This window comes from Pseudoalteromonas distincta, assembly GCF_005877035.1.
Classification (GTDB): Bacteria; Pseudomonadota; Gammaproteobacteria; order Enterobacterales; family Alteromonadaceae; genus Pseudoalteromonas; species Pseudoalteromonas distincta.
In genome coordinates this window covers 267,519-292,146 of sequence record NZ_CP040558.1, presented here as the reverse complement: position 1 = coordinate 292,146, position 24,628 = coordinate 267,519, and the positions used below count along the sequence as shown (strand labels likewise).

General features: G+C 38.7%; 19 protein-coding genes. 12 read left to right on the top strand and 7 right to left on the bottom strand.

Annotated features, from left to right (window positions below):
- Positions 1-94: 94 nt before the first annotated feature.
- Entirely contained in the window at positions 95-748 is a 654-nt protein-coding gene (rluA, locus tag FFU37_RS01195) for a bifunctional tRNA pseudouridine(32) synthase/23S rRNA pseudouridine(746) synthase RluA (protein ID WP_138488516.1), read from the top strand.
- A gap of 81 nt (positions 749-829) precedes the next feature.
- Positions 830-1,780, top strand: coding sequence for a DUF3530 family protein (locus tag FFU37_RS01190; RefSeq protein WP_138488515.1), 951 nt, complete (start codon positions 830-832; stop codon positions 1,778-1,780).
- Here the strand turns inward: FFU37_RS01190 and djlA are convergent.
- From djlA to FFU37_RS01175, 3 genes are read right to left on the bottom strand one after another with little or no spacing between them, the layout of a single operon-like run.
- Positions 1,763-2,629: a co-chaperone DjlA gene (djlA, locus tag FFU37_RS01185; protein ID WP_002960826.1), complete on the bottom strand. Its 867-nt coding sequence runs from the start codon at positions 2,627-2,629 to the stop codon at positions 1,763-1,765. The two genes, FFU37_RS01190 and djlA, sit on opposite strands and share 18 nt — an antisense overlap.
- A 31-nt stretch (positions 2,630-2,660) precedes the next feature.
- The gene (gene murU, locus FFU37_RS01180; protein WP_138488514.1) at positions 2,661-3,317 is read right to left on the bottom strand and encodes an N-acetylmuramate alpha-1-phosphate uridylyltransferase MurU; all 657 of its coding nucleotides are present in this window, start codon (positions 3,315-3,317) and stop codon (positions 2,661-2,663) included.
- Positions 3,314-4,315, bottom strand: a complete 1,002-nt coding sequence (locus FFU37_RS01175) for an aminoglycoside phosphotransferase family protein (protein WP_138488513.1) — start codon at positions 4,313-4,315, stop codon at positions 3,314-3,316. Before FFU37_RS01175 ends, murU begins: the two co-directional genes overlap by 4 nt.
- 100 nt (positions 4,316-4,415) lie before the next feature.
- Here FFU37_RS01175 and lptD point away from each other — a divergent pair, with 100 nt between their 5' ends.
- From lptD to FFU37_RS01125, 10 genes are all read left to right on the top strand, one after another.
- Positions 4,416-6,668, top strand: a complete 2,253-nt coding sequence (gene lptD / locus FFU37_RS01170) for an LPS assembly protein LptD (protein ID WP_138488512.1) — start codon at positions 4,416-4,418, stop codon at positions 6,666-6,668.
- Positions 6,669-6,698: 30 nt separating this feature from the next.
- Entirely contained in the window at positions 6,699-7,994 is a 1,296-nt protein-coding gene (surA, locus tag FFU37_RS01165) for a peptidylprolyl isomerase SurA (RefSeq protein WP_002960833.1), read from the top strand.
- A 2-nt stretch (positions 7,995-7,996) separates the two neighbouring features.
- A complete protein-coding gene (gene pdxA / locus FFU37_RS01160; protein WP_138488511.1) occupies positions 7,997-8,989 on the top strand; it encodes a 4-hydroxythreonine-4-phosphate dehydrogenase PdxA in 993 nt (330 codons plus the stop codon).
- Entirely contained in the window at positions 8,986-9,792 is an 807-nt protein-coding gene (rsmA, locus tag FFU37_RS01155; protein ID WP_002960838.1) for a 16S rRNA (adenine(1518)-N(6)/adenine(1519)-N(6))-dimethyltransferase RsmA, read from the top strand. Before pdxA ends, rsmA begins: the two co-directional genes overlap by 4 nt.
- On the top strand, positions 9,776-10,165 hold the full coding sequence (gene apaG / locus FFU37_RS01150) for a Co2+/Mg2+ efflux facilitator ApaG/CorD (protein ID WP_002960839.1): 390 nt from the start codon (positions 9,776-9,778) through the stop codon (positions 10,163-10,165). The genes rsmA and apaG overlap by 17 nt, the downstream gene beginning before the upstream one ends.
- 8 nt (positions 10,166-10,173) lie before the next feature.
- Positions 10,174-10,992: a symmetrical bis(5'-nucleosyl)-tetraphosphatase gene (locus tag FFU37_RS01145; RefSeq protein ID WP_138488510.1), complete on the top strand. Its 819-nt coding sequence runs from the start codon at positions 10,174-10,176 to the stop codon at positions 10,990-10,992.
- A 137-nt stretch (positions 10,993-11,129) separates the two neighbouring features.
- Positions 11,130-13,145 carry a methyl-accepting chemotaxis protein gene (locus FFU37_RS01140; RefSeq protein ID WP_138488509.1) on the top strand — a complete coding sequence of 672 codons (2,016 nt, stop codon included), beginning with the start codon at positions 11,130-11,132 and terminating at the stop codon, positions 13,143-13,145.
- A gap of 798 nt (positions 13,146-13,943) precedes the next feature.
- Complete coding sequence (locus FFU37_RS01135; protein ID WP_138488508.1) at positions 13,944-14,396, top strand: REP-associated tyrosine transposase; 453 nt, start codon at positions 13,944-13,946, stop codon at positions 14,394-14,396.
- 809 nt (positions 14,397-15,205) lie between these two features.
- Positions 15,206-16,405, top strand: a complete 1,200-nt coding sequence (locus FFU37_RS01130) for an RDD family protein (protein WP_138488507.1) — start codon at positions 15,206-15,208, stop codon at positions 16,403-16,405.
- Position 16,406: 1 nt separating this feature from the next.
- Entirely contained in the window at positions 16,407-17,681 is a 1,275-nt protein-coding gene (locus tag FFU37_RS01125) for a PrsW family intramembrane metalloprotease (protein ID WP_138488506.1), read from the top strand.
- Positions 17,682-17,977: 296 nt separating this feature from the next.
- Here FFU37_RS01125 and FFU37_RS01120 read toward each other — a convergent pair whose 3' ends face one another.
- The 4 genes from FFU37_RS01120 to galU form a co-directional block, all read right to left on the bottom strand.
- Positions 17,978-19,219: a hypothetical protein gene (locus FFU37_RS01120; RefSeq protein WP_138488505.1), complete on the bottom strand. Its 1,242-nt coding sequence runs from the start codon at positions 19,217-19,219 to the stop codon at positions 17,978-17,980.
- 500 nt (positions 19,220-19,719) lie between these two features.
- Positions 19,720-20,886, bottom strand: coding sequence for a nucleotide sugar dehydrogenase (locus FFU37_RS01115; protein WP_138488504.1), 1,167 nt, complete (start codon positions 20,884-20,886; stop codon positions 19,720-19,722).
- Between the two features lie 169 nt (positions 20,887-21,055).
- Positions 21,056-22,507, bottom strand: a complete 1,452-nt coding sequence (locus FFU37_RS01110; protein WP_138488503.1) for a capsule assembly Wzi family protein — start codon at positions 22,505-22,507, stop codon at positions 21,056-21,058.
- Between the two features lie 1,200 nt (positions 22,508-23,707).
- Positions 23,708-24,628, bottom strand: a complete 921-nt coding sequence (galU, locus tag FFU37_RS01105; protein ID WP_138488502.1) for a UTP--glucose-1-phosphate uridylyltransferase GalU — start codon at positions 24,626-24,628, stop codon at positions 23,708-23,710.

Here is a 24,628-nt window from a genome sequence, read left to right as displayed (position 1 = left end):
GGACTATTAGTTAAAACAATATAGCCAAACTTTTACTTGAGCCTGTTGGCTTGCTCTACTAAAATAGCGCCCTTCAAAATTACTAAGGTCGGCCGTGTTAGTTAACTACAATCCCCCTATGAGTCCGTATTTAACGATACTTTTTCAGGATGACGACTTACTGATAGTTAATAAACCAAGTGAGTTATTAACTGTCCCAGGTAAAGATCCTAAACATGCCGACAGCTTAATTAATCGCGTTAATCGTGTTTTCCCAACAGCAAGAATAGTGCACCGCTTAGATATGGCGACTTCTGGCATACTGTGCCTTGCCATGAATAAAGCAGCGCACAGACATTTAAGCATGCAGTTTCAAGAGCGCGAAACAGCGAAACGTTACATAGCACGTATATACGGACACCTTGAAGCTGAAACAGGATCAGTAGATTTACCCCTTATTTGTGATTGGCCTAATCGCCCTAAACAAATGGTTGATCACGACAGAGGTAAACCTTCACTTACGCATTTTAAAATACTTGAGCGTGAAGAAAATGCAACCCGTGTAGAGCTAACCCCCATCACTGGTCGCTCGCATCAACTACGTGTGCATATGTTAAGCCTGGGTCATCCTATTTTAGGTGATAGACTTTACGCCCACAAAGAGGCACTTGCTGCCGCTCCTCGCTTACAATTACATGCACAAATGCTGCAATTAAAGCACCCCGTAACTGAGCAAGTACTCACTTTTGAAGCCGAGCCAGAATTTTAACCGGCGCAAATACTTCGTAAATTATTAAACTTTTAGATAACCTTGCCGATACCTAACTAATTGTCATTACTTAGGTGCGTTATGCTATTTACACGGTTTTTAAAAAGGGCTTTTTATATACAGCTCAGCTGTGCGCTACTTTTAGCTAACCCCGCCTACGCGGCTGAACATATTGCCCCACCTAGTTTATCAAGTATTGAAAATAGCGACATTGAGCGACTACTGCCAAGTGATGAAATAAAGCCAATGTTAGCGGGTGAAACAGAATTTTTAAGCCTTTACAGCGAATATATGAGTAGTAATTTTAGAGGTATCGTAATACTTATACCCGATTGGCATTCTTCACCTACCAATAACTCAGGTATGGGCTACTTGCGTAAAGAGCTTAATAATTTAGGCTACAGCACCTACGCAATGACAGTACCCGACATTGATTGGCAAGCAAGTAAACTGGGCGAAGCAATGCCCAGCGAAACCGAAGCTGCGCCTAGTAAAGCCGAGGAATCTGCATCACCCGACACAGCAACAAACGCCCAATCACAGCCTGCAAAAATAAAAGAAGAACCTCATTACGTAAATGCAATTGAAAAAGTAACTGACGACATACTTGATAACTATAAAATAAATCTCATTTCCCGGTTTAATGCGCTGTATCAAACCGCTATGGAAGATTCGAGTAATATAGTGGTTATTGCACAAGGTACAAGTGCGGGTGTGTTGTTGGAGTACTATGCAGATTTTCCAGATGAGAGACTAGATGCGTTTATAAGTTTGAGCAGTTACTTACCTAATACTAAACGTAACGAAAGTTTGAGCCAAACAGCGTCACTTGTTACACCCGCCTTGCTTGATATTTACTATGCAAATGACAGCACAGACATTTTGATGAGCCTTAAAAGTCGTCAGCGCTGGGTTAATCGAAATGCAAAATTTGATTACCGCCAACGCCAATTGTTTGGCCTGCGCGATCAACCCGGTCAACACGCACGCCTAACAAAAGAAATAGACGGGTTTTTACGCCGACTTTTTTAAATACTCATAAGCGGCTTGAATATCTTGGCTCTTTTTAACAGCCAATTCCATCATGTGCTTTGGTAAACCTTGCGATACTAATTTATCTGGATGATGTTGCGACATAAGTTTACGGTACGCTACTTTTATATCACGTTGCGTTGCATCGCTATTTAAGCCTAATAACGCCAATGCTTGCGCACGGTTCATATTATTATTTGGCGGTACATGATGGCCAGAACCCTCACGGTAACTACTACTTTGACCTTGGCTTTGTTGCTGCTGATTAAAGCGCTGTTGTTGCTTTCTAAAGTTAAACTCAGCTTGATAACGTTTTAATACAAATGCAAAATGTGTTTTAGAAATGCCTAGCTGTTTACTTACTTCTGCTAATAATTGCTTTTCTTGTTCGGCTAATACCCCGTCAGAAAACGCCATTTGTATTTGTATTTCTAAAAACAACTGTATTAGATCGTTTCGTTTAGCAAAGCGTTCTTTAAAATCGTGTACGGTTTCTTTAAGTGAAAAGTCGCTCTCTTTACCTGACTGAAATGCATGTTGTGCTTCGCGGCGTTCTTCGCCCTTTAAGCCCATTTCGTCCATGAACAAGTTAGCCGCTTTTATGTGTATTTCGCTCACTCGGCCATTCGATTTTGCAATGTGCCCCATAACAGCGAAGCAGCTTGAAAAGAATAAAGCTTGGCGCTCGTGAACATCGTCACCACTAAATAAGCTAGAAAAACCGCCTGCTTTATCAAAGTTATTTTTTAAGCTTTTATCAAATAAATGACCTAGGTATAAACCTAAAATAGCACCAAATATTTTGCCAAACATAAAGCCAAAACAAAAACCGAGAATTTTTCCCCACATCTATAATACTGCCTTCTTAAAAATTGAGTTGTTACGCCTCAAGGCGCGTGTTTAATTGGTTTAAACGCTCTGGTGTACCAATGTCATCCCACTGCCCTATGTAGAGCTCAGTAGAGACTAAATGTCCATTTAGCTTTTCACGTAAAATAGGCCCTAAAGGGCGAATACCTTGCGTTAATCCTTTAAAAAAATCAGCCTTATAGCGGCCAATCCCTGAAAATGTATATTTTTGACTCTCAGCCGGCAAATGGCTCAACGCAAAGTCGCCATCTGGATTGTGTGGCGGGTTTTCTATAAGCACTATGTGCGCCTCACCGGGTTGTAAATGAAGTTGCATTAGCGCACTTACATCATAGTCGGTGTATACATCGCCATTTATTACAATGAACGAGTCGCCCAACAACGGTAACGCTTCAATAATACCGCCGGCCGTTTCAAGGCCACCTTCAACTTCTTGGCTATAAAGTATATTTACGCCAAATTGTCTGCCATCTTTAAAGTAGTCTTTTATTTTATCCCCCTGCCACGCAAGGTTTATTACAATATCGGTAATGCCGGCTGCTTTAAGGTTATTTATATGGTGCTCAATAAGTGGTTTTTCTGCCACTTTTAACATTGGCTTTGGCATATTTTGCGTTAGCGGCATCATTCTTTGCCCGCGCCCTGCAGCTAAAATCATCGCTTTCATGAGCGCTCCTTTGCCAACTTTTCAGTCACTTTTGGCACTATGGTATTTTTTGTCCACTCACTCAATGCTTTAAGCTCTGGATAAATTGCTGCCACTTCAATAATGTAATCAAGCGTCGGTAAAATATTATCTAAATAACCTGTTTTACCATCGCGTAAATACAATCGACAAAATATACCCGCAGCTTTTAAGTGGCGCTGTAATCCGGTTAAATCAAACCAATATTTAAACTCATCGAATGAAGTGTTAGCCAGTAAATTTTGAGCTGTAAATTCTTGATAAGCAAAATCAAGTAAACTTGTTAACTCTTGCTCTGGCAATTTAAAGTAGCAATCGCGCAGTAGCGATACTAAGTCGTAGCAAAGCGGCCCGCGTACAGCATCTTGATAATCTATAATGGCCCACTGGCCGTCACTATTCATAATATTACGGCTATGGTAATCACGATGAACGGTAACCGTAGGTTGCTCAAGCATCGCCTTTATTAATAGCTCTGAACTTGCTTGCCACATTATTTTTTGTTCGGTACTGAGTGGCTCATTAATAAAGTCGCTTACTAACCACTGGCTAAATATATCAAGTTCTAGTGTTATAAAGTCTTCGTTGTACGCTTGCATAGCAGAAGCTGTGGGCGTTTTTGCCCATTGAGCGCTTAAACTAATTAATGCTTGATAGTGCTCGGTGCGGTTTGCATCATCAAGCATGTCAGCTAGGTGCGTACTGCCTAAATCACTGAGGATAAAAAAGCCCTGTTTCTCATCGCTTGCAATAATAGTGGGAAGTAAAAAACCTTGCTCAACAAACACCTGGTTTAGCGAAATATAAGGTTCGTTATTCACTTTTTTTGGATCTGAGTCCATCACTATTAAATGTTTATTATCGTGATTTAAACGATAATAACGGCGAAAGCTAGCATCCCCCGTGATCGCGTTTAAAGTATGCGACTTGGCATTAAGGTGTGTGTTTATAAATTGTTGTAAATTCTCAAAGCGTGTCATTTTATTAGATATCTATTTTTATAGGTCAATTACTGTAATTGCCATTATTTTCCTTTATTATGTGTATATTATATTAAACACAAAGTATTAAGGTCGATAAATGAGCAAAACCTGGGGCATATTGATGCTAAGCGTAGTTAGCGCACCATCGCTTGCCGAAACTGAACTGGCACACAACCTTTGTGGCATTTCAATGCAAACCAGAGCTTGGCAACCACTTGAAGGCCTTAACCTTGGTGAAGTTGATATCCAAGCTGATGATGTTGAGCTACTTGGCACTCAAAGCGCTGAATTTACCGGCAATGTTGATATTAACACCCTTAAGATGAGTTTGTCCGCACAAACTGCGTTGATAGACAAACAGCGTGGTTTATTAAATGCAACGGGGCCAATTACTTATCAAGACTACGTAAGTAAAGTAAACAGCACCGGATTAAATGCCGATTTAAATAATTCAGAAGTCAGTTTGTTAGGCGCCGACTACAGCCTAACCGAACAACAAGGTAAAGGCGGCGCTGAAAAGCTCACTGTTAATCAGTCTGGCCTATTGCTCATGAATGCAAGCTTTACTACTTGCCCAAGTGACACCCCAGCATGGGAAATTGAAGCTGACGAAATAAACCTTTCACGCGAAGAAGGCTGGGGCGAAACATATAACGCCGTATTGCGTATTTTAGATACACCAGTTCTATATTTACCCTATTTTACATTCCCGCTAGATGAACGCCGTAAATCGGGCTTACTTACCCCGACTATTTCAAGCTCTGACAAATACGGCCTTGAAACAATTACGCCGTATTATTTAAATATTGCACCTAACTTTGATGCCACCATCACCCCTCGTTATATGTCTAACAAAGGGCTGCAATTACAAACAGAATTTAGATACCTAACAGAGCAACACGAAGGCTTAGTAGGGATTGAATACTTAGATAGTGATGATTCTGAGCCTGATTTGAATGAACGCTACATGTTTCATTGGCAACAGCAAAGCTACCTAGGTGAGAACTGGCGCGCAAACGTTGATGTAACCAATGTGAGCGATGATAACTACATCACCGACTTAACTTCAAACTACGCAAGTAAAACCGATACTCAATTGTATCGTACTGGTTCACTTACCCATTTAGGTGATACATGGCGCACCGATATTAAAGTGCAAAACTTTGAAGTACTGGGCGATCACTTAGAGTCATACACTGCAATACCACAAGTTAATTTTACGCAAACAGCGCCTTGGCGTTTTGATAATTTTGACTTTAGTGTGTCGGGCGAGATGAGTCATTTTACTAATGATTCATCAGAAGTGGCCATAGACAGCGCAACTCGTGTACACGTAGAGCCAAAAGCACGCTACAACTACGCTACGCATGCGTGGTCATTTTTGTCTGAAGTGAGCTTATTACAAACTAATTATAAGCAAAGCGGAAACTTAACCGGCACGCAATATAGCGATACTGTATCGCGTACTATCCCAAAAGTACGTTTGTACTCTCAGCTTAATTTTGAGCGTGACGCATCATACTTTTTTGAAGATGGTATACAAACACTAGAGCCGCAAATTCAGTATTTATATACACCTAATAAAGATCAGTCAGACATTGGCTTGTTTGATACAACCAAACTGCAAGATGATTATTATGGTTTATTTAGAGACGTGCGCTTTTCGGGTGTTGACCGTATAGCAGCTGCTAATCAGTTTACTTTAGGTGCTACAACGCGCTTATTTGATAAAAAACAAGAAGAAGTGTTTAACTTTAGTGCGGGCCAAATATTTTATTTAAGTGACGATGCCAAGCCAACAGAACAAGGCTTAAACTCAGACACTAATTATAATGCACTATTTGCAGCTCAAACCATGTTACATTGGCACCGCCGTTGGTACCTCGCTGGAGGTATTCAATATGATACAGATGGCAAGCAAATGGTACAGTCAAATGTAACACTTGATTATAAAGGTGATAATAATCAGCTAGTACAATTGAACCATCGCTATGCAAATGATGTCTCAGGAAATACAATCGAGCAAGCAGGTGTATTTACAAGTATTCCTATTAGCGACGAATGGCAATTTATTGCGAGCTATCATCGAGATCTTGAAAACAACAGAAGTATCGAAGTATTGAGCGGATTACAGTATGAATCATGCTGTTGGGCTATCCAAATTACTGGCCATCGCCAAATTGAAACTGATTTAAATCAGTCAATAGGACAAGAACAAGCAACTTTTGATTCAGGTATTAGTTTGAATTTTGTATTAAAAGGACTTGGCAGTAAAAGCCGTTATGATGCACAAAAATTATTACAACAAGGTATTTTTGGCTATCGTAGACCGTATTTTCTTAGTAACTAGAGTACTATCAGCAAGAGTAGTAAAAAGAATATGAATTTAAAAAAATTATTAACATCAGCAGTTTTAAGTGCCAGTCTTTGTCAAAGTGTAATGGCTGCACCAGTAGAAATAGATAAAGTTATTGGCGTTGTAAACCAAGGCGTAATTTTAAAAAGCGAAGTAGACACCATAATTGATCGTGTTAAAAAGCAAGCACAAGAACAAGGCCAGCAATTACCAAAAGATGAAACACTTCGTGTACAAGCTGTAGAGCGTTTAGTTAATCAAGCGCTTATGATGCAAATGGCTGAGCGTATGGGATTACAAATCTCAGACAGCCAACTCGATCAAACTCTCGCTAACATGGCAAAAGAGCAAGGCGGAACAATTGCCGACTTACGCCGCACTATTGAAGGTTCGGGCGAAAGCTTTCAAGCTTACCGTGAAGAAATTCGTAAAGAAATCACAACGCAGCAAGTAACACGTGCAAGCGTTGATCGTCGTATTTATATTAGCGAACAAGAAGTTGATAACCTTTTAAAAATTATGGAAACCCAAGGTCAAAGTGCTGAAGAGTACGACATTGGTCATATTTTAATAGATATCCCTAACGATGCGACAGCTGACGAAATTGCTGATGCAAAAACACGTGCAGATAAAGTTATTGAGCTATTAAACGATGGCCAAGAATTTAAGCGTATTGCTATTTCATCATCAAGCGGCTCTAAAGCACTTGAAGGTGGACAACTTGGTTACATGGGCATTAACGAAATGCCATCGCTTTTTGCTGAAGCAGTAAAAGGCCAAAAGAAAGGCGCTATTGTTGGCCCACTTCGCTCTGGTGCTGGTTTTCATATCATTAAAGTACAAGACGTTCGTGGTCTACAAGTTGTAGAAACAACTGAAGTACGTTCACGCCATATACTTATTAAACCTTCAATTATTTTAAGTGAAGAAAAAGCACGCTCAATGCTTGCAGGCTTTGCAAAAGACTTACGTGCAGGAACAGCCGACTTTGGTGAACTTGCTAAAGAGTACTCAGAAGATCCAGGCTCTGCACTTAAAGGTGGCGAGTACGATTGGACAGATCCAACTACCTACGTACCTGCGTTTAAAGATACATTACTTTCTCTTAAAGAAAATGAAATAAGCGAACCGTTTAGAACACAGTTTGGTTGGCATATTGTGCAGTTACTTGGCAAACGTGTAGCTGATAAAACTGAACTAGCTAAACGTAACCGTGCTCACGGTATGTTGTTTAACCGTAAATTTAAGGAAGAAAGTTTTAACTGGCAGCAAGAAATGCGCGAGCAAGCTCACGTTGAAATTTTCCCTATAGACCAATAAATATGACTCTAAGAATTGCTATTACACCGGGTGAACCAGCCGGTATTGGCCCAGATTTGCTACTCACGCTTGCTCAGCAAGCGTGGGACGCTCAACTAATAGCGATTGCTGATGGCAAACTATTAAAAGAGCGTGCAAAGCATTTAGGCTTAACAATAAACTTAATTAACTTTGATGATAATGCCCCCGCCATAGCAGCACCTGCAGGCAGTTTGTATATTCATCAGGTTGATTTAGGGGTTGATGTAGAGCTTGGCGTACTAAACGACGGTAATGGCCAATATGTGTTAGATACCTTGCGTATAGCAAGTGAAAAAAACATGGATGGCACGTTCGATGCGGTTGTTACGGGTCCTGTTCACAAAGGTATTATTAACAAAGCGGGCATTTCATTTAGCGGACATACTGAGTATTTTGCGCAGCAATCAAATACTGCAGATGTGGTTATGATGCTTGCAACTGAAGGTTTACGTGTTGCGCTTGTAACCACGCATATTCCACTTGCGTATGTATCGCGTGCCATTACTCCTGAGCGCTTAACTAAAGTAGCGGGTATTTTAAATCACGACCTACAAACTAAGTTTGGGATAGAAAAACCACGTATTTTAGTGTGTGGCTTAAACCCACATGCAGGTGAAGATGGCCATTTAGGCCGTGAAGAAATAGAAACAATCACCCCAACGCTTGAAATACTTAGAAGCGAAGGGATGAATTTAATTGGCCCACTACCGGCCGATACCTTATTTCAACATAAATACCTATCTGAAGCAGATGCAGTACTTGCTATGTATCACGATCAGGGATTACCTGTGCTAAAATACAAAGGATTTGGTAAATCGGTAAATATTACCCTTGGCTTACCATTTATCCGCACCTCAGTTGACCACGGTACTGCACTCGATTTAGCAGGGACTGGTACAGCTGACGTTGGCAGTTTTGAATTAGCGATCCGCGAAGCAATTAAGCTCGCCCAAGAAAAAGCACAAAATCAATGACCGATAAAGTACATTTAGGACACCGCGCTCGTAAGCGTTTTGGGCAAAACTTTTTATTTGATGAATCTATCATCGATAAAATAGTCTCTGCGATTGATCCTAAACCAGAAGACAACTTAGTAGAAATTGGCCCCGGCCTTGGCGCAATTACTGAGCCAGTAGCCGACTTAAGCGGCCATTTAACGGTTGTTGAATTAGATAAAGACTTAGCACAACGATTAATTGAACACCCATTTTTGGGTCCTAAATTAACCGTTAACCAAGGCGATGCAATGACGTTTGACTTTGCAAGCTTGGTTCGCGATGACAAAAAATTAAAAGTGTTTGGTAACTTACCTTACAATATTTCGACACCGTTATTGTTTCACCTTTTTGAATTTTCAGATCATATTGAGCACATGCACTTTATGCTTCAAAAAGAAGTAGTAAAACGCATGGTAGCAGGCCCAGGTAGTAAAACATTTGGCCGCTTAAGCGTAATGACTCAATACTACTGTAATGCAATGCCGGTTGTTGAAGTACCACCTGAGTGCTTTAAACCAGCGCCAAAAGTTGACTCTGCTGTTATTCGTTTAATACCTAAAAAGCCAGAGCAACGTACAGCAAAAAGCGTTAAAATTTTAAACACCGTGTGTTTAGAAGCATTTAACCAGCGCCGCAAAACGCTACGTAATAGTTTAGGTAATTTACTTACCGCAGAAGAACTAACTAGCATTGGCATTGATATAACGCTGCGTGCTGAGCGCTTATCTTTACAACAATTTATTGATATAGCTAACTGGATTTATGACAACAAGCAGTAACATTGGATCGCCTGTAAAGGTATCTGTAGAAACATTTTACGTAGAAGGTCAATCTCAACCAGAGCTTGAAAAATATGTATTTGCTTACTCGGTAACAATTAAAAACCATAGTTTATGCAGTGCAAAATTACTGAGCCGCTATTGGTTAATTACCGACGCAAATGGCAAACAAGTAGAAGTTGAAGGCGAAGGCGTTGTTGGCGAAATGCCAGATATTGGCCCAGGCGAAAGCTATAAATACACTAGCGGTGCAATTTTAGATACACCTGTAGGCACTATGCAAGGCCATTACACGTTACGCAACGAGTTTGGCTCTGAGTTTCAGGCGCCTATTAATGTGTTTCGTTTGGCTTGCCCTAACATTTTGCATTAAGCACTTAGATGGCAGATTATGCGATAGGTGATTTACAAGGGTGTTTTAGTGAATTTAACACCCTTTTACAACGGGTTGATTTTAACCCAAGTAAAGATCACCTATATTTAGTTGGCGACATAGTTGCTCGCGGGCCAGACTCCCTAGCCTGCTTAGACTATATTTACCAACATCAAAATAGCATGACCATCACTTTAGGCAATCACGACCTTCACATGGTTGCCTGCTACTTTCTTAACAAACCCACTAATCCAAAAGATAAATTAAACTCAATATTTGAAAGCCCTAAATTGGCTAACTACATCGCTTTTTTACAAACCCAGCCATTGGCTTTAGAGCTTATAAAACATAACTGTTTTATATCTCACGCAGGATTAAATCCCGATTGGTCTATTGAGGATGCGCTAAAACAAGCTCAATTTGCACAAAGCTGTTATCAATCAAGTAACGCAAAAGCGTTTTTTGAACACATGTATCAGGCTCACCCCGCAAAGTGGTCTAACACCCTTGATGACTTTGCAAAGTTTAGATACATAGTTAATTACTTTACCCGCATGCGTTTTTTAACAAGTGATAACACACTCGAGCTTAATGCAAAGGGTGCAATAACCGACAGCGAAACCCTCACGCCTTGGTTTAACCACCCCAATATAGCTAAATCTAAACACGATATTATTTTTGGCCACTGGGCCGCACTTGAAGGTAGAACAGGTAATTCACGGGTTCACGCCCTAGATACAGGCTGCGTATGGGGTAACACCATGACCCTAATGGAGCTGAGTACTAAAAAAGTAATTGTAGAAAAATCCCACCTTTCGTCTAAATAAACTGAAAAAAAACAATACATCTGTTAGATTTATCAATTAATAGTTAAAATTAATTAAAGTAATTGATTTTAATTACTTAACTTATTGGTACAAACGCCGATAAGTCTTAATTGAAGTACTTTTTGAGTGGAAATCTTATGAACCTGACAGTAAGCCAGCGTATTTGGGGTGGTTTTATATTTATCACACTATTATTATTAATAATTGGTGGTAATTCCTTAATAAAAATTGCAAATATTGACCGTTCCACTCAAAAAGTGAACCAACTATCACTCCCAGCATTAAATAAAAGCTCTGAGCTACAAGCCGAATTTATTTTAATGAGTAAAGCCGCACAAGCGAGCTTTTACACGACATCAGCCAATGAGCTTGCGCCAATAAAAGCACAAGTCCTTGAACAAAAACAGCAATTCAACACGCTGCACCGTGAGCTTCAAGACGTAGTAAAAAACGATGCTGCACTTAATCAAAGTAGCCAAAATGTAGAAAAAACTTATTTAAGCTTTTTAAGCACCGTTGAAAATTTATTAGAAGACAAAGGCAAGCAGCTAGCATTAAATAAAACACTAAAAGCACAATTAGAAAATATAGAACTAAGTGCAGAAGATGCTAACTCTGTTGTACTCGACATTATCGACATTGACGGGTTTGAACAAAACCACCCTCGCGCTTATCAAGCTGCAAATAATTTAGAAAACAACTTTATGTCGGTAGTTAGTAACAGCACCGACATGCTAACCGTTAAAACGCTTAACACTCTCGATATTGTTAAAAACGAGCAAACGTATTACCTTGAAGAAGTAATCCGTACCGTTGATTTAATTAAGCCAGCAATAGAGCAAACGCATAGCGACTTATATTCAAGCCTAAAAGAGTATGTTGATGTTTTAGAAAATAACATAAAGGGCAGTAACAGCTTAGCAGCAAACAAAAAACGTTTAATTGATTCGATTACGCTTACGCAATCAGAGCTTGCGCAGTCAGAGCAAGCCACCAAAATGGCACTTAACCAAATTGACGAGCTAGTTAATCAAGCGAGTGACGTTGCGTTTAAATTACAACAAGGTGTGCGCAGCGATGTAGACTCAGCTAATTTATGGACGTGGGTTGGCATGGTTATAGCCACTCTTTTAGCAATTGTGATTGCCATTATTACTGTTAGCCGCATTACTAAACCACTTGCCGAAGTGAATCGCATTTTAGATATTGTTGCCAGTGGCGACATGACACAACGTTTAGACGACAGCGCTAAAGACGAGTTTGGCGAACTATCTAAAAGTTGTAATACACTAATTGACAGCCTACGCAGCCTAATTAAAGGCATTATTTCGCGCTCTACTCAGCTTGCAGCAGCATCAGAGCAAACATCGGCCATTACCTCAGAATCAAGCCAAGCAATTCGTAACCAACAAGCACAAGTTGAACAAGCAGCTACTGCAACAACCGAAATGAGCAGTACATCGCAAACGGTTAGTAACAGCGCTCAACAAGCACTTAGCGAAATTAAAAATGCAGATAAAGAAGCTGAACGCGTTAAAGGCATTTCAAATAACAATAAAGCAACGATTGAACAGCTAGCGCGTGAAGTAGACGACGCCTCACAAGTCATTAATAAACTGCATCAAGATAGCGCATCAATAGGCAGCATTTTAGATGTAATACGCGGAATAGCGGATCAAACGAACCTACTTGCACTAAATGCCGCAATTGAAGCTGCACGAGCTGGTGAATATGGCAGAGGCTTTGCTGTTGTAGCTGACGAAGTACGCTCTCTAGCAAGTAAAACTCAAGAGTCGACCCAAGAGATACAATCAATGATTGAGTCGCTACAAACAGGCGCTGAAGCTGCCGTAACGGCAATGAGCAAAGGTAAGCAACGCGCTGTATCGTGTGTTGAGCAAACCGACCTAGCAAGTAGCGCACTTGATTCGATTACATTTGCAGTTTCGCAAGCCCACGACGTAAGTGAAGAAATTTCGACTGCGGCACTTGAGCAACAACAAGTAGCACAAGAAATTAGCGAACGCCTTGAGTCGATTGTAGCCATCGCAGAGCAAACAGCCGAAGGCGCAAACCAAACTAATATCTCAAGTTCAGAAGTAGCAAAACTTGCTGAAGAGCTTCGCTTGTCGGTAGACGAATTTAAAGTTTAAGTTTACTAAAACGATTAAAAAACCCCGATGGTACACAGTACCATCGGGGTTTTTGTTTATAAGACCTTTAAAGCGAGATGTAAAACCTTACCTACAACATACACACACCCTGCAGATGCGAATTTACTTCGCGCTCATCTAACCTAACTTTACCAAAGCGAGGTATAAAACCTCACCTACAACATGCCCCCCCCTGTAGGTGCGAATTTACTTCGCGCTCATCTAACCTAACTTTACCAAAGCGAGGTATAAAACCTCACCTACAACATACACACACCGTAGGTGCGAATTTATTTCGCGCTCATCTACCTTAACTTTACCAAAGCGAGGTATAAAACCTCACCTACAACACACACACACCGTAGGTGCGAATTTATTTCGCGCTCATCTACCTTAACTTTACCAAAGCGAGGTATAAAACCTCACCTACAATATATGCCACCTGTAGGTGCAAATTTACTTCGCGATCATCTACCTTAACTTTACCAAAGCGAGGTATAAAACCTCACCTACAATATCCCCCTGTAGGTGCAAATTTACTTCGCGGTCATCTAACCTAACGTTACCAAAAGCGAGGTATAAAACCTCACCTACAATATATGCCACCTGTAGGTGCGAATTTACTTCGCGCTCATCGACCTTAACTTTATCAAAGCGAGGTATAAAACCTCACCTACAACATGCACACACCCTGTAGGTGCGAATTTACTTCGCGCTCATCTAACCTAACTTTACTTCGCGATCTCTTAATTTGAAACCTCTGCTACCTTTAATGAAAAGTATTGAAAGACTGTAAAAATGTATCGTTCTGATTTATTGCGAAAAGGCAGAGTATCATTAACAAATCGATTTTACTCAATCACACTAGTGGCACACAAAAGAGAAAACATATTTATTTCTATGGATATTAATCGTTTAATAATCACAGAAATGAAAAAGATAGAAACGCAAGAAGCAGCTAAAACAATAGCATTTGTAATTATGCCAAATCATATACATTGGCTAATTCAATTAGGAACTAAGAAAGCGCTGTCCGATGTAATTAAGTTATTTAAAGGGCGTTGCTCTAAAGTAACTCGTAACGATTTGGGTATGTATAAATTATGGCAACGTAACTACTATGATCACATGATTAGAAATGAAAATGATTTACTGAACAATGCTAGATATATTATTGCTAACCCTTTGCGGGCTAAAATTGTCGATAAAATTGCTTCATACCCTTATTGGGATTGTATTTATATAAAATAAAAAGCGAGATAATAAAACCTCACCTACAACTTATATACACCAATTACTAACTACTAATATATCGCTTTTTTCTTCCTTACTTAAGTATGTACTGCTGATGGAATAATTATGCTAAAAAAATATCACTGTAAATCGGGATGGCAATCGGAGAAAATTCTACATTTGGCTTCTATTATTTTTTGTGGGGATTACCGATGAAGCTATGGCATAGGTAAATATTAAAATACTTCCTTACAAACCGAGATATCATGGGTATTAGTAATATTATTAACCGTCATGCAAAGAAAAAATGTTTTTAGTTCATTGTATGCACTATAAATTTTTATTTGATATGCATGGCAGGAATGTATACTATTCCCGGCTAGTCAGTTGTAGTACTTATCAAATTGGACGATGAGTTGACATGAAAGTAAAACGTATTCATTTCCCATTATCCCTATCCAATATGTACCCACTGTTTTGAAAAGTATTAAACGCTAGAGCGTTATCAAATTTAAAGACACAACTAGCGCACTCTCACATTTGTTAACAGGCAGATTGTCATGCTTCGCCGTGCACGCCAATACAGATAGGATCAAGTAAGTTTGGCTCTGTGCTATTTGAGTTTCATCTAAAACTAAATGCGAAAAATATCGTTTTAAGATGATGGCTATAGGTAAGAGCAAAGCAAACCACTTAAGAGTCCAAGTGACTTCACCTTAGCGCAACCGTTGATTGAAGACACCCGTTTGTGAGCGCCTGTTCATAACCAAAATAAAGCTAATAAAATTCTATTGCGAACTTAAATATTAAAGGGACTGAAATATATTATGATGAAGTGTGATGTTATCTACAGAGGGATCAGTAATAAAAATAATATCGCTAACCTTGCTGGCGTAATTAAGCGTTGTTTCCCAAGCGCATCTAAAGCAGATGTCATCGGCTATTTAAAGCAAGATAATCTCGTGCTTTTTACCGATTTGGACGAAGAAAAAGCCAATAAAATCGAACAGGCTATCATTAAGTTTGGTGGAAAAGTTGAGCTTCAATTTAAACATAATAATGAAGATCTTTTTAATCTTGAAGACATTGAAGAAGTCGATGACTTGGCCGCAGAAGAAGAAATTGAAACTGTTGCCGTAGTTGAAGACATTTCGACAATAGAAGCGGATGCAGCCCAAGAACCTGCCAATGAAAATGACACAATAAAAGTAGACACCTTTCTAATAGCAAAACCGTGGAAACGTGTCGCGGCCGTGTGCATTGACCAACTAATAACGATGGTTTTTACGTTTATCATTACGTATTTGATACTGACCTTTTTTCCAGCCACACTTGAAAGCTTAAAGTACCTTGGATTTGTGTTAAGTCTTGTTTATTTCACGCTGATGACTGGCAATTTATCAGGCGGAAAAACAATTGGCGCAAGGTTATTAAAAATAAAAGTAATAGATGAAAACTCGACCCCATTAAACTTACTTAACGCCTTCATAAGATCCATTGTATTCTTAGTAGGCTTCGCCTTTTTCTTGATATCAGCGATAAGTATTTTCTTCAACCCTAAGCGTCGAGGATTCCATGATTTAATGTCGGGGGCTTATGTTGTTGAAGAGGAAACAAGTAGCTTTATTAGCTCTAATGCTTTTACTGTAAAAGCACAAAAAATGGCATTTGAGCAGCTCAAAAGAGCGCAAACAATTGGTATGATAAAACTACAAGAATCTGTAGTACAAATAAATTCATCAATACCTTATCTAGAGAATGCGGGCTACATTATTGAAGATCTTGAGATGGAAGTCGGTGTATCACCAAAGGTTAATGTCATTATTAAAATGAACAGTGAAACGACGCTATCAATGGAAGAGCTTGAAGAGAAAGTTAAAGATAAACCTATCGTGGCAATGTTAGTTCGCGCAATCAAAATGAGTGCTGATTTACAAAGAAAAGTTAACATCAGAAGTATGAAAAGCGTAGGTATGGAAATCAGCCTCGCCGTAACACCATCTGTAAAACTATTATTTACGAGGTAGTATGATGGCGTGTACTTATAAGCTCGTTTTTAAAGGAGATATTGCCCCGGATAAAAGCCGAGGGAAAGCAGTAAATGAGTTTGCTTCGCTCTTTAATATTTCAATCGCTAAAGCTGAGCAATATTTTAATGGCAGAAGCTATGTATTAAAGAAGGGTCTAAGTCACGAAAAAGCCCAGTACATGTCTGAGATGATGCTAGAAGCTGGCATTATCTGCTATGTAATGGGTGATAAGAATGCAAGTAATCGTTTTTCATCAAAAGGAGATGTAATAGCTAAAAAAACGTTGTTTCAAAACCGAGCGACATTAAGTCAGCATGTCACCTCCTTTGCGGGCACTACAGATCTGGCGGACTTCAACATCAAGCTACTTTTTTCAGATGTGTTTAAGAAAAGAAATGATGAAGAGCTTGAAGAGTATTATTCGGTTGGAACGATGACAACAACACCTGATATCAATGAAATAACATCCGAATTCCCAAGACCTTGGTTATTTATTCGGCTTTTTGGATTGATGCTACTAACCTATTTTGGCTTTATTTACTCATTTGAATATTGGGAAAATATCAAACTATTGCCCGGCTTAATTTTTGTGGGCACGTTTGCAATGCCTTTGAGTGTACTCGTTTTCTTTTTCGAGACAAACGTACCAAGAAATGTATCATTAATAAAAGTATTTAAACTAGTTCTACAAGGCGGGATACTGTCGCTCATTTTTTCATTGCTCATGTTTCAATTAACTTCTGACTTAAACTGGCTAGGCCCACCTGTTGCAGGTTTAGCTGAAGAGCCTGGTAAATTAATCGCACTTCTATTAATAGCAAATGCAGTCAGATACCCATATATTTTAAACGGTTTATTGTTTGGGGCTGCTGTTGGCTGTGGTTTTGGTTCATTTGAAAGTGCTGGGTATGCGTTTGAAATTCTTTTGAGTCAGAACTATACCTCAATGATAGATAACATTAATTTACGAGGTGTCTTGTCTCCCTTTGGGCATATAATTTGGACCGGTATGATAGGTGCTGCATTATGGAAAGTTAAGCAAGGCAGACCCTTTATGATAAGTATGCTATTTGAGTATACTTTTGTACGGGTTTTTCTAATAGCAACACTTTCACATATGCTATGGAATAGTGGAGACTGGCTTTTGCCTTGGATCATTAAAGCCTCTTTTATTTCAGTCGTTGGTTGGATAGTTATATTTTCTTACATTAATGAAGGCGTATTAGAGCTAAAGTCATTAAAAAATAACGCGACTTCCGAAGAGAGTGTGTGATCAGAATGCTGATCAATAACAGACCAAAATTGAAGTAAACATACACAGAGTTTATACGAGGCAATAAGACAGCGCAGTCTAACTTACATTTATTAAGTACAATCTTATGTATTTAGCGGTGAGTCTGTAACTGCCATTTTAATAAAGTAGGAAATAAAAACATAACCAAGTAATGTGATTCAAGTTTTTTGAAATAGCCCTATGGAAATAATTAGGGCTATTGTCATAGGGCTTTAAAAGTAAAACTGCTTTTCTTAAAAATAGATATAAATATTCAGTGTTTAGAATTTACTTCGTTACTCAAGAATTTCAATTTCCACTGCGGTCTCGCTAAAACCACCAATGGTTTGTGACCCTGCAATTCGCATATCAAGTTCAAGCGTTTGATTACCTGCAGTAAAATTAGACAGGGCAAACTCTATTGATACTGTTCCAGCCGACAATGGAACAAAATCATAAAGTTGGGTATCTGGGGTTATATCTACATTAAAGTTAGTGTCTTTTACTTTTAGGTTGAAGTTTAAATTAGACAAAATTTCCACACTCGAAGTACTGCTATCTACAAGAGAGAATGAGTTTACGATAAATTCAAGCTCTGCATCATACTTAACACTCAGTGGCTTTCTATCGACCCAATTATAAGTGAAGTCATTAATATAATAAGTGAATAAATTATGTTCACCTAGCTCATGCGCTTCTTTTTGAGCTGCGACCTCTTCTGCAGTTACTCCTACAGGGTAGAGCATCATAGTATTTGTTGCTAAGCCACCACGACTTATCGAAAACTGTCGACTTGTTTCAAGTTCAGCAAAGCTCGTACTGACTGCTATATACTCATAGTAATCACCTACTGCAAGCTGTTGTTCAAACTTATTTTCACTATCAAGTATAACCACATCTTGTGACTCTTGAACATACTCGCCATCCTCATTACGTTTATAACGTGTCACTGTAATACTTGTGGCAATCACCGTATTTTCATCTTGCTCACCCGTTGATGAAAGTTCTGCATCATTAAGTGGGTTGAAATATATTATACTTGTACCTAGTTGCGATTGGACAGGCTGTTCTGCAAACATAATCACAGCTGAAGCATTGTCAATATCATAAGTGCCATTAGCATCAGTAATAGCCACTAACTCAATACTAACTTCACCCGCTGTTTGTGAGGTTACATTCAGCTTAAAAGTCTTAGTGCTATCAAACGTTATTTCACCGCTATCAGGTAAAGTCAAAAAACTATCTGAGAAAACTATGTCTCCTTGGGCGCCATTTAATTGAAATTTAGCCCCCGTAATCTCTGCATCCACTTCTACAGTGATAATATTTTCACATTTTACTGTTGCTGTGCAGCTCAGTTCATTATCTACTGTAAAGCTAACAACTTTTGGGGCTTCAGTGGTTACACTACCGGTCGAGCCTCCACCTCCTGTTGATGTATTCGTACTCTCAGATGGATCTGAGCCCCCACCTCCGCCACACGCAGTTAGAAGTAAAGTTAAAATGAGTACCCATACATAATTAACATTCCGTTTCATATTATTCCTTATTTTTACTAATTTAATTCTACTATTCTTAATTCAATATTGAGCAACAACAGTTGCTACTCAATATATTTAGCACTGCTCTCTTTGAACTTTATATATTATAAAACTCAAAGATACACATGTTAAATATTAGTAAATTTTAATTTCTATATCCATAGTTTTATTAACCTTTTTTTATAGAATTAATAATACAGAGGAATTAACATATTAAGGTTACATCTGACAACTAAAAAAATCTAGCCAGTAATATGCTGATTCAAGGTAAGGAAAAATAAGAGAGAAAGGTATTGGTAAGGTTATGTAAGCAATTTAAATGAATGGTTTATACTTGTTATTAAATTAATAAAGGTAATGTTTAGAAATCTGTTTCATTTCAGTATTAATATAAAAAAGAGAAATGACTGCTCGCTTCTTTAATAACTATCTATGTTTAAAATACAGAAAATAAATGTAAGCGCCCATAATAAATGGACGCTATATAAAATTATATACTAGTCACTACCAAATAAATCACGTGTATAAACCTTATCAGCAATATCGCTAAGCTCTTCAACCATGCGGTTAGATACAACAACGTCAGATATTTGTTTAAACTCACTTAAATCTTTAATTACACGCGAGTGATAAAATTCATTTTCTTTAAGTACTGGTTCGTAAACTACTACCTCAATACCTTTGGCTTTAATACGCTTCATAATACCTTGAATAGACGAAGCTCTAAAATTATCAGATCCGCTTTTCATTACTAACCTATATACACCAACCACTTTAGGGTTACGTTTAAGTATTGAGTCCGCAATAAAGTCTTTACGTGTCGTATTAGCATCAACAATGGCACTAATAATATTGTTTGGTACATTTGCATAGTTTGCACGTAGCTGCTTAGTGTCTTTTGGTAAGCAATAGCCGCCATATCCAAACGATGGGTTATTGTAGTGACCACCAATACGTGGGTCTAAACTAACACCTTGAATAATTTGCTTAGAGTTTAAGCCATGTGCTTCAGCGTAGCTATCAAGCTCATTAAAGTAAGCTACACGCATTGCTAAGTAAGTATTTGAGAAAAGTTTAATAGCCTCAGCTTCAGTTGAGTCAGTAAACAGTACTTCAATATCTTCTTTTATAGCGCCTTGCTTAAGTAAGTTAGCAAACACTGTTGCGCGCTCACTTTGCTCACCGACTACAATACGTGATGGGTATAGGTTATCGTGTAGCGCTTTACCTTCACGTAAAAACTCAGGCGAAAATATTAAGCTATTAATACCAAGTTTTTCTTTAATACTTTGTGTAAAGCCAACGGGTATAGTCGACTTAATAACCATAACTACATCTGGGTTATGCGCTATCGCATCTTTAATTACAGCCTCTACTGAGCTGGTATTAAAGTAGTTATTTTCAACATCGTAATCAGTGGGTGTGGCAATAATTACAAAGTCAGCATTTTTATAGGCTGCTACTTTGTCGGTAGTTGCTGTAAAGTTCAAGTCACTACGTGTTAAAAAATCACTAATTTCGGTATCCACAATAGGTGATTTTTTGTTATTTAAAAGTGCGATTTTTTGTGCGTCTATATCTAATGCAACCACTTCATTGTGCTGTGCTAGCAACATAGCGTTAGAAAGGCCTACATAGCCTGTACCAACTACGGCAATTTTCATACTAATCCTTTAAGGTTATTCAATAATTAATAAAAATGATTTTATCAGAGTTAATTACTATCAGCTATAAGTCACCTATTGTTAAACAGGTGACTTTAAAAGAGATAAGGCTAAAGATTACAGCAAGCGTCTAATGCCCAGCTGGTTATAGCTAAAATACTAACACAATTTACCATCCATAAAAGGCGCCGACTCGAAAAAAGTTATCGGCAAAAACAGTTTTACCAGTATAAAGCTCTAAGCCCCAATAACCCTCTTGCAACTGTTGCGTATAACGAGTTTCTAATTCAACCCCTATAGTGTAAGAAGATAAGGGTAAACGGCCTGCGCCGTTGCCCCCACGCTCCAAACCATTTTCTATACGTCGAATAGTAGTATCAATATTTTGTGTTGAACTATATTGCCATACCCAGTTAATAGATTGACTTTCAGCCGCCGGCTGATGATTTTCGCCACGCTCATTACCTGCCCAATGCCCTAAAACTTGGCCACTAATTGTATTACCCAAAGAGTATAAATGAGCTATGTACCAACCCTCTTGCCAACGGCTATTTTCAAACCTTAAACTATGATCTTCGTGTAAATATGGTAAAAATAGTCCAAAGCTATAAGCATTATTCTTTTTTCCACCGCCAAAGGTATCTTCAAAACCAACGTCACCATAAAAACTAAAAGGCACATCAAACCAGGTCGCTTTATAGTCAAAACTAACAGAGGCAAGTTGGTCACCTACTTCATAATTTGGGCCAAACTCAGAAAGCTCTTCACCATTCACATTATCGTTATTACCGGGTAAGAAGAATGCTTCGGCAAAATCACTAATGCCAACAGAGCGATCTCCACCACCAAATTGCAATAAACGGCTAGCACCTAATGTTAAACCATCAAAAGGGGAGAAACTTAAATGCACCCCTGCTAAGTGAGGTTTACCTTCTACTTTTAAGCCAAGCTCTTTGCCTGAATTGATCGCAGGGTCTGTTTTCATTTTCATGTAAAACAAATCGTAACGTATATCAAAGTCGGTAATAGGTTCCACATTGCTAATACCAATCGAAGGAAGGGTTTTAGCATTAGTACTTAAAATCATTGCACTATCGTAAATAGGTGAATACCAACGTTCCCTATAGCCTAAATCGACTTGTGCATACTCGTTACCAAAATAAACAAAGCTTTGAGTTGGGAGCAAATTATCTTCGTTGATAATACCGCCCACACTTACACCAAAATGATTACCAAAATTAGCAAAGCCACCGGCTTCTAATTTTAAATAAGTATCAACGCTTTGTCCGCGCTGATTAGGTATGGACTTAGATTCATTACCATAAGCTATTGTAGCTTTAGCATAAGTCATTGCATCAGTTTGTTTATATAGAGCGAGTTCGTTAAACAGTTTTTGATACAAACTGGGGTAACTGTGCTCAATAGATTTTAATACCTTTAGCACTTCTGTTGTTTTATAAGGCTTGCTCATCATATGAGCGTTGTCGCCAACAACAAGGAGCTTTTCAACTAGTTGCTCTAACTGTGGGTTTTGTTTTAAAGGTAAGTAAGGTGAGACCCCACTTGCAAAAACCTGAGAACTAAACATTAATCCAATTAATACAGGTAATTTTTTTAGCATTGTTCTTCCATTTATTGTTATGTTCTAGGTAATATTTACATAATAAAAAATCGCTGATGAGTTAACAACAACGATCTGTATTAATTTACTATCTCTGTTAAATATACAGTACTTAATCGATTACACCATACTAACCAACTCTACCACATAGAAAACCTAAGCCAGTCTATTGTAGGCGCTTTGTTGGCTAGCGTAGTTAATTTAAACATGGCTATATTAACAGCCTTTTGCGTGAGCAAGCTTCACGCCTACGTTGGGACGATTTCAAAGATTTAATTACCACCGAGCGCACCGATGTCTATTTTTTGTAGGCGCTTTGTTGGCTAGCGTGGTTAATTTAAACATGGCTATATTAACAACCTTTTGCGTGAGCAAGCTTCACGCCTACGTTGGGATGATTTCAAAGATTTAATTACCATCGGGCGCACCGATGTCTATTTTTTGTAGGCGCTTTGTTGGCTAGCGCGTTTAATTCACACATAGTTAATTAACAACCCTTTGCGTGAGCAAGCTTCACGCCTACGTTGGGATGATTTCAAAGATTTAATTACCATCGGGCGCACCGATGTCTATTTTTTGTAGGCGCTTTGTTGGCTAGCGTGGTTAATTTAAACATGGCTATATTAACAACCTTTTGCGTGAGCAAGCTTCACGCCTACGTTGGGATGATTTAAAAGATTTAATTACCATCGGGCGCACCGATGTCTATTTTTTGTAGGCGCTTTGCTTGCTAGCGCGTTTAATTCACACATAGTTAATTAACAACCCTTTGCGTGAGCAAGCTTCACGCCTACGTTGGGATGATTTCAAAGATTTAATTACCATCGGGCGCACCGATGTCTATTTTTTGTAGGCGCTTTGCTGGCTAGCGCGTTTAATTCACACATAGTTAATTAACAACCTTTGCGTGAGCAAGCTTCACGCCTACGTTGGGATGATTTCAAAGATTTAATTACCATCGGGCGCACCGATGTCTATTTTTTGTAGGCGCTTTGCTGGCTAGCGCGTTTAATTTACACATTGCTATATTAACAACCTTTTGCGTGACCAAGCTTCACGCCTACAAAGAGTTTAATTTCATAGAATGTTGATGTCGCTTTAAATACTGAGCTTGGTAATATACAAACCTAATCTAGAAACAAAAAAACCGTATTTAAATTAAACACGGTTTATAATTTTATAATCAACACAGGTTATATCTTACAAATTAACCACATTGTTAAGTGTTGGCGCACTTTCGCCATTAACTAATGCTTTTAAATGTTGAGTAAACTCCTTACCTAGCCTTTCATCACGTATCGTATATTCAACAACGGCTTTTAAATAACCTAGCTTATCTCCACAGTCATGAGCACGCCCACTCATGTGGAACGCCTCTACAGCTTCTTGCATCATTAATGCATCAATAGCATCTGTAAGCTGTATTTCACCACCTGCGCCTACATGAGTTTTAGCCAGTAAAGGCCAAATATTTTTACTCAGCACATAGCGTCCAACAACAGCAAGGTTTGAAGGCGCGTCATCGGCAGCAGGCTTTTCGACCATAGTTTTAATTGCAGCACTTTTACCTGGCATTAATTGAACACCGTTAATATCGGCAATACCATATTTGCTCACATCTCCTAGTGCAACAGGCTCTAACATAATTTGGCTTGCTTGAGCAGTATTAAAGCGCTTGATCATCGCGGCTAAATTTTCTGTTTTTTGATCAGCTGTATATGCATCAAGTATTACATCAGGAAGTAGCACAACAAAATCATTATTACCAACGATAGGTTTAGCACATAAAATGGCATGGCCTAAACCTTTAGCTTCACCTTGGCGTACACTCATAACAGTGACATCAGGTGGGCATATTGATCGAACTTCCTCAAGTAACGTTCGCTTAACACGTTTCTCAAGAGTTGCTTCAAGCTCAAAGCTAGTATCAAAGTGGTTTTCTATCGCATTTTTAGAGCTATGCGTTACTAAAACAATTTCTTTAATACCCGCCGCAACACATTCATTCACAATGTACTGAATAAGTGGTTTATCAACTATTGGTAGCATTTCTTTAGGAATTGCTTTAGTCATTGGTAACATGCGAGTGCCCAAACCGGCAACTGGAATAACAGCTTTCAT

Bases quoted from the DNA above. Each gene is read 5' to 3' on its own strand.
- FFU37_RS01140 (WP_138488509.1), top strand. From the start codon at position 11,130: ATGAACCTGACAGTAAGCCAGCGTATTTGGGGTGGTTTTATATTTATC.
- rsmA (WP_002960838.1), top strand. From the start codon at position 8,986: ATGACCGATAAAGTACATTTAGGACACCGCGCTCGTAAGCGTTTTGGG.
- murU (WP_138488514.1), bottom strand. From the start codon at position 3,317: ATGAAAGCGATGATTTTAGCTGCAGGGCGCGGGCAAAGAATGATGCCG.
- FFU37_RS01135 (WP_138488508.1), top strand. From the start codon at position 13,944: ATGTATCGTTCTGATTTATTGCGAAAAGGCAGAGTATCATTAACAAAT.
- apaG (WP_002960839.1), top strand. From the start codon at position 9,776: ATGACAACAAGCAGTAACATTGGATCGCCTGTAAAGGTATCTGTAGAA.
- pdxA (WP_138488511.1), top strand. From the start codon at position 7,997: ATGACTCTAAGAATTGCTATTACACCGGGTGAACCAGCCGGTATTGGC.
- FFU37_RS01130 (WP_138488507.1), top strand. From the start codon at position 15,206: ATGATGAAGTGTGATGTTATCTACAGAGGGATCAGTAATAAAAATAAT.
- FFU37_RS01115 (WP_138488504.1), bottom strand. From the start codon at position 20,886: ATGAAAATTGCCGTAGTTGGTACAGGCTATGTAGGCCTTTCTAACGCT.
- FFU37_RS01190 (WP_138488515.1), top strand. From the start codon at position 830: ATGCTATTTACACGGTTTTTAAAAAGGGCTTTTTATATACAGCTCAGC.
- surA (WP_002960833.1), top strand. From the start codon at position 6,699: ATGAATTTAAAAAAATTATTAACATCAGCAGTTTTAAGTGCCAGTCTT.
- FFU37_RS01110 (WP_138488503.1), bottom strand. From the start codon at position 22,507: ATGCTAAAAAAATTACCTGTATTAATTGGATTAATGTTTAGTTCTCAG.
- lptD (WP_138488512.1), top strand. From the start codon at position 4,416: ATGAGCAAAACCTGGGGCATATTGATGCTAAGCGTAGTTAGCGCACCA.
- FFU37_RS01125 (WP_138488506.1), top strand. From the start codon at position 16,407: ATGATGGCGTGTACTTATAAGCTCGTTTTTAAAGGAGATATTGCCCCG.
- galU (WP_138488502.1), bottom strand. From the start codon at position 24,628: ATGAAAGCTGTTATTCCAGTTGCCGGTTTGGGCACTCGCATGTTACCA.
- FFU37_RS01120 (WP_138488505.1), bottom strand. From the start codon at position 19,219: ATGAAACGGAATGTTAATTATGTATGGGTACTCATTTTAACTTTACTT.
- djlA (WP_002960826.1), bottom strand. From the start codon at position 2,629: ATGTGGGGAAAAATTCTCGGTTTTTGTTTTGGCTTTATGTTTGGCAAA.
- FFU37_RS01145 (WP_138488510.1), top strand. From the start codon at position 10,174: ATGGCAGATTATGCGATAGGTGATTTACAAGGGTGTTTTAGTGAATTT.
- FFU37_RS01175 (WP_138488513.1), bottom strand. From the start codon at position 4,315: ATGACACGCTTTGAGAATTTACAACAATTTATAAACACACACCTTAAT.